Here is an 11,439-nt window from a genome sequence, read left to right as displayed (position 1 = left end):
CATTCGCGATGGCTGAGGGGAGGGTATAACTATCGGGTACCCCTTAAACGACATGCGAGGATTATCTTATGCGTTATCAAAAACTGGGCAATACCGGTCTGTTCGTTTCTGAACTGTGCCTAGGCACCATGACCTTCGGCGGCGAGGGCGGCATGTGGGGCAAGATTGGCCAGCTCCAGCAAAGTGAAGCCGAGCAGCTGGTGGGCCGCGCGCTGGATGCCGGGATCAACTTTATCGACACCGCGGACGTTTACTCGGAAGGACGCTCGGAGGAGATCACCGGTCAGGCGCTGAAAAATCTGAAGATCCCTCGCGAGAACGTGGTGGTCGCCACGAAAGTGTTCGGCGAAACGGGAACGGCCGGGGTGAACTCGCGCGGCAGCTCGCGCTATCACATCATCAGCAGCGTGAAGGAGAGCCTGCGCCGCCTGCAGCTCGATCATATCGATCTCTACCAGCTGCACGGCTTCGACCCGGCCACGCCGATTGAAGAAATGCTCTACGCGCTGGATAACTTGGTGCAGCACGGCCACGTGCGCTATATCGGCGTCTCGAACTGGGCGGCGTGGCAGATTGCCAAAGCGCTGGGCATTTCCGAGCGACTTGGGCTGGCGCGCTTCGCATCCCTCCAGGCGTATTACACCATCGCCGGACGCGATCTTGAGCGCGAGCTGGTGCCGATGATGCAGAGCGAAGGCGTCGGGCTGATGGTCTGGAGCCCGCTGGCGGGCGGCCTGCTGAGCGGAAAATATGGGCGCGACGGGCAGAGCGAAGCCGGTGGTCGCCGTCTGGAGTTCGACTTCCCGCCGGTAAACAAAGATCGCGCCTTCGACTGCGTGGACGTAATGCGCACTATCGCCGAAAGCAAGGGTGTCTCCGTCGCGCAAATTGCGCTGGCGTGGCTGCTGCACCAGAAAGCGGTGACCAGCGTCATCATTGGCGCGAAACGCGTTGAACAGCTGGACGACAACATTGCCGCCACCGGGATCCGCCTGAGCGAAGACGAGCTTAAGCAGCTTGATGCGGTGAGCGCGCTGCCGCGCGAATACCCGGGCTGGATGCTGGAGCGGCAGGGAGAATATCGCCGCAATCAGCTCGCGCAACAATAACCTTCCTTGCCCCGGTAGTGCATCGCTAACCGGGGCTTTTTTTCCCGCATTGCTCACAAAAAACGATCCTCCTCTTTGATCCCCATTTCATCTTCGCCTATATGACTAGCCATGATTTTTTAAATGACTAGTCATATAGGGAGAGAGCATGAACAATTCGCTGCCGGCCAATTTTTTATGGGGTAACTCGGTATCCAGCATGCAGACGGAAGGGGCCTGGAACGAGGGTGGAAAAGGCATGTCGGTGTATGACATTCGCGAAGCCGGGGAGAACGTCTCCGACTGGAAAGTCGCGACCGACTCCTATCACCGCTACCGGGAAGATTTCGACCTGATGCAGGATCTGGGCATGAACTGCTACCGCTTTCAGATCTCCTGGAGCCGCGTCTGCCCGCAGGGCGACGGCGCGTTCAACGACGAAGGCATCGCGTTTTATGACCGTTTTATCGACGATCTGATCGCCCGCGGCATCGAGCCGATGGTCTGCCTGTACCACTTCGATATGCCGCTGGCGCTGGCGCAGGAGTACAACGGCTTTAATGATCGCCGGGTAATGGACGCCTTTATCCGCTACGGCAAAAAGATGATCGACTGCTATGGCGACCGCGTGAAGTACTGGCTGACCTTCAACGAGCAGAACATCTTCCATATGCCGGAAGCGTTCCGCATTTCCGGCTATATGAAAGGCGAGAAAACCCTGCGCGAGCTGTACGAGCTGCAGCACCATACGATGGTGGCGCACATGGCGCTGACCGAGTATCTGCACCAGACCAGACCCGGCCAGCTGATGGGCGGCATGCTGGCGCACCAGCTGATCTACCCGGCCACCTGCAAACCGCGCGATATCTTCTGCGCCCAGCAGTACGACGAGTTCCTCAACCAGAACCTGCTGCGCGTCTTCGCAGGGCAGGGCTACAGCCCGGCGGTGATGGCGGTGGTGGAGCAGGAGGGCTTTGGCGATATCTACCGCGCCGAGGATTTAGCGCTGCTGGCGCGGACTAAAAACGACTATATGGCCTTCAGCTACTACGCCAGCAAAACGCTGGACAGCGATGCGATCCCGGAAGGTACGCCGGTGAACTATTACCTGCTGCACGGCGAGAAAAACAACCCGTACCTGAAGGCCACCGAGTGGAACTGGCAGATCGATCCGCTGGGCTTTCGCACCATCATCACCCGCTACGCCAACGACTGGCGCATGCCGGTCTTCCCGATCGAAAACGGCATCGGAGTGATTGAGTCCTGGGACGGCGTCAATCCGATTGAGGACACCTACCGCATCGACTACCACCGGGCGCATATCAATGCCATGAAGGAGGCGATGTTCGAGGACGGGGCAGAGGTGATCGGCTACCTCGGCTGGGGGTTAATCGACATTCTCAGCTCCCAGGGCGACATGCGTAAGCGCTACGGCGTGGTCTATGTCAACCGTGAAAACCACGACCTGAAAGACCTGAAGCGCGTGCCGAAGAAGAGCTACGCGTGGTTAAAACAGGTTATCCATACCAACGGACGCGAGATGTAAGCCGTACGCTGCCGGGCCGTTTTTGTGACTGATTGATGGGAACTATCCGCTATGTCTGAAGCAAAAATAACACCGCACATGCAGTCTTTTGTCGATAAGTTTGTTGAGTTCTCGGCGCGCCTGGCAAACCAGGTGCACCTGCGCTCCCTGCGCGACGCCTTCGCCACGGTGATGCCCATTTTCATCCTTGCCGGTCTGGCGGTACTGGTGAACAACGTGGTATTTCCGTGGATTTTTCACGGCGACACGCTCGCGCAGTTTAAGGTGTGGGGCGAGGCGATTATCAACGGCACGCTGAACATCGCCGCGCTGCTGCTGGCCCCGATGATTGCCTGGTCGCTGGCGCGCAACAAAGATTTCGACAATCCGGTCTCGGCAGTGGTTATCGCCGTCAGCAGCTTCATCATCATGATGCCGATGCGCCTGCAGATTACGCCCGTCGGCAGCGACGCCGCGGTGAACGTCACCCAGGTGCTGACGTTCGCCAATATTGGCTCAACCGGGATTTTCGCCGGGGTGCTGATCGGGCTGCTCTCAACGGAAGTCTTTATCGCCATTTCGCGGCTGAAGGCGCTGCACATTTCCCTCGGGGAAAACGTGCCTCCGGCGGTGAGCAAATCCTTTACCGCGCTGATCCCGACCATCCTCACGCTCTCCCTGTTCGCGGTGCTGGCGGCCGTGCTGGCAAACGTGCTGCACACGGACCTGATCCATCTTATTACCACCTTTATCCAGCAGCCGCTGCGGCTGCTCAACACCAGCCTGCCGGGGACGATTTTCATCTACAGCTTCGGTAACTTCCTGTTCACGCTGGGTATTCATCAGTCTGTCGTCAACAGCGTGGTGCTGGAGCCGTTCCTGCTGATCAACACCAACGAGAACATGCTGGCCTTCGCCAACGGTCAGCCCATCCCGCATATCATCAACAACATCTTCGTGCCGACGTTTGGCATGGTGGGCGGCACGGGCAGCACGATCTCGCTGCTGATTGCCATCTTTATCTTCTCCAGACAAAAATCGGCGAAGCAGGTGGCGCGTCTGTCGCTGGCGCCGGGCCTGTTTAACATCAACGAGCCGGTGATTTTTGGCCTGCCGATCGTGTTTAACCTGCCGCTGATGATCCCGTTCGTGCTGCTGCCCGCCATCGGCATTTACTTCGCCTGGCTCTGTACCTCGCTGGGGTTAATGTCGCGCTGCGTGGTGATGATCCCGTGGACCACGCCGCCCATTCTCAGCGCCTGGCTTGCCACGGCGGGGGACTGGCGGGCGGTGGTGGTGCAGTTGGCAATCATCGTATTTGGTGTATTCTTCTACCTGCCTTTCCTCAAGATTGCCGAGAGAGTGGCGTTGAAAAACAGCGGGATAGAAAACTAACTGAAAGGAAGGACGATGGCGGCGAAGTACATCACCATAGCGCGGGAAATTAAGAAACGCATTATCAGCCAGCAGTACGCCGCCAATGAACCGCTGCCGGACCAGTTTGCGCTGGCGGCGGAGTTCAGCACCAGCCGGATGACCATTCAGCAGGCGATGCGCCAGCTGATCGTCGAAGGTCTGGTCTATACCCGCCAGGGGCAGGGCACGTTCATCCGTAAAAACTTCCTTCAGCTCTCGCAGTGGGATCTCTCCGGCAGCGACTACTTTGGTGCGACCAAAACCTGGGAACATCTGGGCAAGGTGACCAGCCGGGTGGTGCATTTCGAGCTGCGCTTCCCGAACGAAAAAGAGCAGGCGTCGCTGATGATTAACGCCGATGCGCCGATCTATGACTTCATTCGACTCCGCCTGCTGAACGGCGAACCGATGTCGCTGGATTCCACGGTGATGCCGATGAATCTGGTGCCGGGCCTGACGAAAAACCATCTTGAAGGTTCGGTGTTTCAGTACGTGCAGGAGACGCTGGGGCTGAAAATTATGGGGTCGTATCGGGTGGTGCGGGCGCTTAAGCCCAACGCGCTGGACAGGGAGCATCTGGTCTGCGAGCAGACCGATCCCGTACTGGAGGTGGAGCAGGTCATTTATCTGGAGGACGGCACGCCGCTGGAGTATGCCCACTGCCACTATCGGTACGACCACGGCGGGATCGTGATCGTGAATAACGGATAAAAAAAAGCGGGCAACGAGGCCCGCTTTTTTAATGCTTCGCTATCAGTTCAAACGCACCGGCATACCGGAGCGGTTCTGCACGGCCTGGTCAACAATCGCCGTTTCTACGTCTGGCTGAGAAGTCACCGCCTGCACCGCGCTGTTCAGCGTAACAGGGACGATTTCATTGTTGTTGATCTGGTCTTCGCTGGTGGACAGCGGGTTGTGCACTTCGATGTAGCGGCTGCCGTCTGGCTCAGAGGTCGCTTTCACCGGTTCGTTGATGAACTGCACGCGCGTACCGACCGGCACGTTTTCGAACAGGAACTTGATGTCGTCGTTACGCAGACGCACGCAGCCGTGGCTTACGCGCAGGCCGATACCGAAGTTGGCGTTGGTACCGTGGATAGCGTACAGGCGGCCAATGTACAGCGCGTACAGACCCATTGGGTTATCCGGGCCTGCCGGTACAACGGCTGGCAGCGGTTCGCCCGCAGCGATGTATTCCGCGTGCATTTTGGCAGTCGGCGTCCAGGTTGGGCCCGCTTTCTTACGCTCAACTTTGGTGGTCCAGTTCATTGGGGTGTCTTTACCCAGCTGGCCGATACCGATTGGCAGCACGATAACGGTGTTGGTGCCCTTCGGGTAGTAATACAGACGCATTTCGGCGCTGTTAATCACGATACCTTCATGAACGGTATCCGGCAGGATCAGCTGCTGAGGAATATTCAGCACGGTACCCGCTTTCGGCAGATACGGGTCAACGCCCGGGTTCGCTTCCAGCATGTTAGACAGGCCCAGCTGGTACTGCGCAGCGAAATACTCCAGCGGCTGAGAGTTACCTTCTGGTACCGTCACAACCTGGTTCTGGCCTACCAGACGGCTACCGTCTGTTGGCAGGGGATACGTCACCGCAGACGCGGTCTTACAAAAACCTACTACGGCTAACGCCGCCGCTAAAAGCGTTGTTAATTTCATGTTCATGTTGTGCGAGGTATCTAAGCCATTCTGGCGATGAGTTGATAAGTCTGAATCTGTGATGGGAGCGCATTATATGTGCATTCCCGCTCACTGGGAATTCAGATGTGTACGAAATCACATTTTTTTCGATTTTGTTAAAGTTTAGTGGATTGCCGCAACACAGGATCTCAATTCGGAATTGTGGCATAATGCCGTGTTTATCACACTTTTCGCAGGAATCTCCCCGTGTTAGTTACCAGCAACGTCACTATGCAGTTTGGCAGTAAGCCGCTGTTCGAAAACATTTCCGTCAAATTTGGCGGCGGCAACCGTTACGGCCTGATTGGTGCCAACGGTAGCGGAAAATCCACCTTTATGAAGATCCTCGGCGGTGACCTGGAGCCGACGCTCGGCAACGTATCGCTCGACCCTAACGAGCGTATCGGTAAGCTGCGTCAGGATCAGTTCGCCTTCGAAGAGTTCACCGTGCTCGACACCGTGATCATGGGGCATGGGGAACTGTGGGAAGTGAAGCAGGAGCGCGATCGCATCTACGCGCTGGCCGAAATGAGCGAAGAAGATGGCTATAAAGTGGCCGATCTGGAAACGCAGTACGGTGAGATGGACGGTTACTCTGCAGAAGCGCGCGCGGGTGAGCTGCTGCTTGGCGTGGGTATTCCTGTCGAACAACATTACGGCCCGATGAGCGAAGTGGCGCCAGGCTGGAAGCTGCGCGTGCTGCTGGCACAGGCGCTGTTCTCTAACCCGGACATCCTGCTGCTCGACGAACCGACGAACAACCTGGACATCGACACCATCCGCTGGCTGGAGCAGACGCTGAACGATCGCGACAGCACCATGATCATCATTTCGCACGACCGTCACTTCCTGAACATGGTCTGTACGCACATGGCGGATCTGGACTACGGCGAGCTGCGCGTTTACCCGGGCAACTATGACGAGTACATGACGGCGGCTACCCAGGCGCGTGAACGTCTGCTGGCGGATAACGCCAAGAAGAAAGCGCAGATTGCTGACCTGCAGTCCTTCGTCAGCCGCTTTAGCGCCAACGCCTCTAAGTCGCGTCAGGCGACCTCGCGCGCGCGTCAGATCGACAAAATCAAGCTGGAAGAGGTTAAAGCCTCCAGCCGTCAGAACCCGTTCATCCGCTTCGAGCAGGACAAGAAGCTGTTCCGTAACGCGCTGGAAGTGGAAGCCCTTACCAAAGGCTTCGATGAAGGCCCGCTGTTTAAAAACTTCAACCTGCTGCTGGAAGTGGGCGAGAAGATTGCCATCCTCGGTGCCAACGGCGTGGGTAAATCCACCATGCTGAAAACCCTGGTCGGCGAACTGCAGCCGGACAACGGCACCGTGAAGTGGTCTGAAAACGCGCAGATTGGCTACTACGCGCAGGACCATGAATACGAGTTCGAAAATGACCTGACCGTCTTTGACTGGATGAGCCAGTGGAAGCAGGAAGGCGACGACGAGCAGGCGGTACGCAGCATTCTGGGTCGTCTGCTGTTCAGCCAGGACGACATCAAAAAGCCGGCTAAGGTGCTCTCCGGTGGTGAGAAGGGCCGCATGCTGTTCGGCAAGCTGATGATGGAAAAACCAAACATCCTGGTGATGGACGAACCGACTAACCACCTGGACATGGAATCCATCGAATCCCTGAACATGGCGCTGGAGATGTATCAGGGGACCCTGATCTTCGTCTCTCACGACCGTGAGTTCGTCAGCTCGCTGGCGACCCGCGTGATCGAAATTACGCCAGAGCGCGTGGTGGACTTCACCGGTAACTATGAAGATTACCTGCGCAGTAAAGGTATCGACGGCTAATTTCCCGTCGTCTTTCACGCTGCAGATGCGTTGGCTTCACCTGTTCACCCCGGTCACTTACTTATGTAAGCTCCCGGGGATTCACAGGTTTGCCGCCTTCCTGCAGCGCGAAATACTTAGGGAAAGGGGGCGTGCCTTTATTCCCTCTCCCTGTGGGAGAGGGTCAGGGTGAGGGCATCAGGCCGTACTAGATCACCCACTCGCCCCCTTCAACCCCGTTCACCAGCAGCGTACGTTTTTCCCCTACAGGCAGCGACACCTTAAGCGATTTCCACGCCGGACGATAATCCCCGCGCGCGTTAACCTTCAGGTTGATGGTTGCGCCGTCGCACACCATTTCCCACTCCACCCACAGCGCATTGCCGTTCTGGTAGCCCCAGCTTTCGCCGTCGTCTTCAAACAGCATTCCGGAGGTTGTCCCGACGCCTTTTACCGGGAACAGCTTCAGCTCGCGTGCCGTATCTTTTTCGGCATTCACATGCGTGATGCGCTCGCTCAGCGGCAGACCGGCTCCCGCACGAACCAGCAGCGGCAGTTTTTCCAGCGGCGCGTCGAGGACGATTGACTGGCCGCCCGCATACCACGCGTGGGTGTAAAAATCATACCAGCCGGTGTCGTTATCCGGCAGCCAGACGCGGCGCTCGCGCTGCCCGGCTTCGACGACGCTGGCCACCAGCAGGTCGCGGCCCAGCAGGAAGTCATCGCACTCCTCAAACGTCTGCGCATCATGCTCGTGGTCGAGGAAGGTCGGGCGCAGCATCGGCTCGTCGTCGGCATGCGCCTGCCAGAGCAGGGTATAGAGGTACGGCAGCAGGCGGTAGCGCAGCTCAACCGCGCCGCGAACGGCTGGCGTGACGCCCGGGTACATCCACGGCTCGTTCACGGTGCGATCGTCATTCCACGAGTGAATGGTAAAGCGCGGGTGCATCACGCCGTTCTGCACCCAGCGCACGAACAGCTCGGCGTCCGGCTTGTCGCCGGAGAAACCGCCGACGTCGTGGCCGACGTTGAACAGGCCGGACAGGCTCATGCCCAGCCCCATGCGGATGTTATAGCGCAGGGTGTCCCAGCTGGTGCGGTTGTCGCCGCTCCAGGTCTGGACGTAGCGCTGCATCCCGGCGCAGCCGGAGCGGGAGATGAGATACGGACGTTTTTCCGGCGCGAAACGCTGCTGCGCTTCCAGCGAGGCGCGCATCATCAGCAGCGGCATCACCGGGCGAATGTGCTTGATGGCGATCACCTTGCCGAAGCCAAAGCAGCGCGCGTCCCCGTCCCACACTTCATATTCGTTGTTGTCGTTCCAGGTAGAGTCGATGCCCATCTCCAGCAGCTGCGTGGTCACGCCGTTCTGCCACCACTGCACCGTCTGCGGGTTGGTAAAGTCGAGGTGCGAGCCTTCGTCATCCCAGAAGCTGGAACGTTCCGGTGCATCGGTTTCTGAATCGCGAATGAACAGGCCGCTCTCCGCCACTTCGTTATAGCGCGGATGGTCCTGCAGCAGGCACGGCTTGATGTTTGCCGCCAGCTTTAGCCCCGCGTCGTGGAACGCCTGGCTCATCACCTTCGGCTGCGGCACCTTGTCATAGTTCCAGTTAAAGACGTAGCGCTTGCCGTTGATGGAGGTATAGCCGGAGGAGAGCTGGAACGAGTCGCACGGAATGGCGTGCTCTTCGCACAGGCGGATGAAGTTCATCAGCTGGTTCTGGGCGTCCGGCGCATCGGTATAGTGCATGGTCGAGCCGCTGTAGCCCAGGCTCCATTTCGGTCCGAACAGCGTTTTCCCGGTCAGGCGCACGAAGGCTTTGGTGACGTCCAGCACGCGCTTGCCGGTAAAGATGTAGTAATCGATATCGCCCGCTTCCGCCTGCCAGCGGCGATAGGCGGTGTGGTAGTTGTCGATTTCGTTACCCAGATCCAGCCAGCAGCTGCTCAGGTTGTCGTAGAACAGGCCGTAGCTGACGTCGTCGCGGCGGGCGATAGTGAACGGAATATGCTTGTAGAGCGGGTCGGTGCTGGCCGCGTTGTACCCCATGGCGTCGAGGTTGCGCATCTCATAGCGCTTGCCGTTGCGCTGCAGATCGCCCGCTTTTTCGCCCAGGCCATAGAAACGCTCGTCCTTGCGGCGGCTGAGGTAGTGCGCCACGCCGTCGCCGTGGGCGTTCAGCAGGTAGGCGCTGGTTGGACGGTCGTTGACCAGCGGCTGCCACTCGCCCGCCTCATTGCGGTAGTGCCACTCCAGCCACAGCGGCTGGTGGACCGTCACGCGCAGCTGTTCGGTTGCCACGGTGAGCGTCTCATCCTGCTGCGTCAGGGTCCAGGCCGGGCAGGAGAAGCCGCTTATATCGTCACGACGGCGGCCTTCCCACGGCACGTCTTTTTCCGGCGCGATGCTCCAGGTGCGGTCCAGCGCCAGCTCGCCTTTGCGTTTGATCAGCACGCGGAACAGGTTCTCTTCCAGCACATACAGGCACAGGCGGTGCTGGTTATCGACCAGCAGTTCCAGATGGTTTGCCGACTGCGTATCAAGGGTCCAGTTTTTCAGGGTTTTCATATGCAATACATCCACTATCAGGCGCGCTTGGCGCGACGTTCAGCAATAAATGTTACCAGGAAGAGAGCGCCAATCAGGTCAAAGAAGCCCATGGCAATAAAGAGCGGGTTAAAGCCGATTTTGTCGGCGGTCACGCCGATTAACAGCGAGAACAGGAAGCTGGCGATCCACGCCGCAGAGCCGCGCATGCCGTTGACGGTCGCCATCTGGCCTTTGTCGAACGACTCAACGACCAGGGCGCTCAGCATGCAGGAGATGATCTGGTGCCCGAAGCCGCCGATGGAAATCAGCACGATGGTGATATACGGGTCGCGGGTAATGGCCACGATGCCCAGCGAGATCATCAGGAACGCGCCCGTCACGGAGCTGGCAACGACCGAGTTAACGCGCGAGCAGCCGAACAGACGGGTGTACAGACGCGTCAGGTAGCCACTCGCCACGCTGCCGAGGTCGGCGGCGAGGAACGGCAGCCAGGCAAACATCGCAATCTGCTTCAGGTCCATGCCGTGCTCTTTGGCGAGGTACAGCGGCACCCAGAAGCTCAGCACCGCCCAGGCCGGTTCCGCCATAAAGGCCGGGATGGCGATCCCGTAGAAGCGTTTGTTTTTCGAGACGGTTTTCAGCGCGGTCAGGAAGGGCAGTTTCACCGCAGGCGGTTCGTTATCCTGCTTGATGAACGCCAGTTCGTCTTTGCTCAGGTTCGGGTGCTGCTCCGGGTTGTGGTAGAACGCCCACCAGAGGATCACCCACAGCAGCGCCAGCACGCCGGTAAACATAAACGCGCCCTGCCAGCCGAACGATGCGTGAGCAAAGTAGATGATAGGCGGAGCCAGCATCGCGCCGATGGAGAAGCCCACGCCAGCCCAGCCGGCGGCAACGGGTCGCTCTGATTTCGGGAACCATTCGCCGATGGTTTTGGCGTTCGCCGGGGTAGCGGCGGCCTCAGAGGCACCCATAAAGAAGCGCAGAATAGCGAGGTGCAGCCAGCTTCCGGCACCCGCGTGGAAGATACACATCAGCGCCCAGATCCCGGCGCAGACCATAAAGCCAATCTTCAGGCCGATGACGTCAATCAGCCAGCCGCACAGGGGCTGGAAAATGGTATAGGCGATCTGGAACGCGCCGACGATCCAGGAGTATTGCTCGGTGGTGATCCCGAGGCTCTCTTTCAGTTCCGGGGCGAGGATCCCGAGTGAGTTTCGGGTGATGTAGTTAACGGTGACGCCAAGTAAGAACAGCACCAGCACGTACCAGCGCAGGTTCTTGATGACGCGACGGGTTTTGCTTGTCGCTACGGTGTTATTGATGTCCTGACTCATTTTACTCTCCACAAGACGGACGGTAAGGGAACGGAGGTTCAGGTGTCA

General features: G+C 58.5%; 8 protein-coding genes. 5 read left to right on the top strand and 3 right to left on the bottom strand.

The window, feature by feature from the left end:
- The first annotated feature begins 68 nt into the window (after positions 1-68).
- From ADJ24_RS18175 to ADJ24_RS18160, 4 genes are all read left to right on the top strand, one after another.
- Positions 69-1,109 (top strand): aldo/keto reductase, encoded by a 1,041-nt coding sequence (locus tag ADJ24_RS18175; RefSeq protein ID WP_023310892.1) that lies wholly within the window; start codon positions 69-71, stop codon positions 1,107-1,109.
- Positions 1,110-1,257: 148 nt separating this feature from the next.
- The gene (locus ADJ24_RS18170) at positions 1,258-2,634 is read left to right on the top strand and encodes a glycoside hydrolase family 1 protein (RefSeq protein ID WP_023310893.1); all 1,377 of its coding nucleotides are present in this window, start codon (positions 1,258-1,260) and stop codon (positions 2,632-2,634) included.
- A 51-nt stretch (positions 2,635-2,685) separates the two neighbouring features.
- Entirely contained in the window at positions 2,686-4,008 is a 1,323-nt protein-coding gene (locus ADJ24_RS18165; protein WP_023310894.1) for a PTS sugar transporter subunit IIC, read from the top strand.
- Between the two features lie 15 nt (positions 4,009-4,023).
- A complete protein-coding gene (locus tag ADJ24_RS18160) occupies positions 4,024-4,740 on the top strand; it encodes a GntR family transcriptional regulator (protein WP_023310895.1) in 717 nt (238 codons plus the stop codon).
- Between the two features lie 42 nt (positions 4,741-4,782).
- On the opposite strand, the gene ldtB is transcribed toward ADJ24_RS18160, so the two are convergent.
- A complete protein-coding gene (gene ldtB, locus ADJ24_RS18155; RefSeq protein WP_023310896.1) occupies positions 4,783-5,703 on the bottom strand; it encodes a L,D-transpeptidase in 921 nt (306 codons plus the stop codon).
- 222 nt (positions 5,704-5,925) lie between these two features.
- Between ldtB and ADJ24_RS18150 the strand changes: the two genes are divergently transcribed.
- Positions 5,926-7,521: an ABC-F family ATPase gene (locus ADJ24_RS18150; RefSeq protein WP_023310897.1), complete on the top strand. Its 1,596-nt coding sequence runs from the start codon at positions 5,926-5,928 to the stop codon at positions 7,519-7,521.
- Positions 7,522-7,708: 187 nt separating this feature from the next.
- On the opposite strand, the gene ADJ24_RS18145 is transcribed toward ADJ24_RS18150, so the two are convergent.
- Entirely contained in the window at positions 7,709-10,072 is a 2,364-nt protein-coding gene (locus tag ADJ24_RS18145; protein WP_023310898.1) for a glycoside hydrolase family 31 protein, read from the bottom strand.
- A gap of 17 nt (positions 10,073-10,089) precedes the next feature.
- On the bottom strand, positions 10,090-11,391 hold the full coding sequence (locus ADJ24_RS18140; RefSeq protein WP_023310899.1) for an MFS transporter: 1,302 nt from the start codon (positions 11,389-11,391) through the stop codon (positions 10,090-10,092).
- Positions 11,392-11,439 lie beyond the last annotated feature (48 nt).

It is taken from the genome of Enterobacter sp. 940_PEND (assembly GCF_001059415.1).
Lineage (GTDB): Bacteria > Pseudomonadota > Gammaproteobacteria > Enterobacterales > Enterobacteriaceae > Enterobacter > Enterobacter cloacae_M.
This window is presented reverse-complemented; position numbering and strand designations above follow the sequence as displayed.

Bases quoted from the DNA above. Each gene is read 5' to 3' on its own strand.
- ADJ24_RS18170 (WP_023310893.1), top strand. From the start codon at position 1,258: ATGAACAATTCGCTGCCGGCCAATTTTTTATGGGGTAACTCGGTATCC.
- ADJ24_RS18145 (WP_023310898.1), bottom strand. From the start codon at position 10,072: ATGAAAACCCTGAAAAACTGGACCCTTGATACGCAGTCGGCAAACCAT.
- ADJ24_RS18140 (WP_023310899.1), bottom strand. From the start codon at position 11,391: ATGAGTCAGGACATCAATAACACCGTAGCGACAAGCAAAACCCGTCGC.
- ADJ24_RS18175 (WP_023310892.1), top strand. From the start codon at position 69: ATGCGTTATCAAAAACTGGGCAATACCGGTCTGTTCGTTTCTGAACTG.
- ldtB (WP_023310896.1), bottom strand. From the start codon at position 5,703: ATGAACATGAAATTAACAACGCTTTTAGCGGCGGCGTTAGCCGTAGTA.
- ADJ24_RS18160 (WP_023310895.1), top strand. From the start codon at position 4,024: ATGGCGGCGAAGTACATCACCATAGCGCGGGAAATTAAGAAACGCATT.
- ADJ24_RS18165 (WP_023310894.1), top strand. From the start codon at position 2,686: ATGTCTGAAGCAAAAATAACACCGCACATGCAGTCTTTTGTCGATAAG.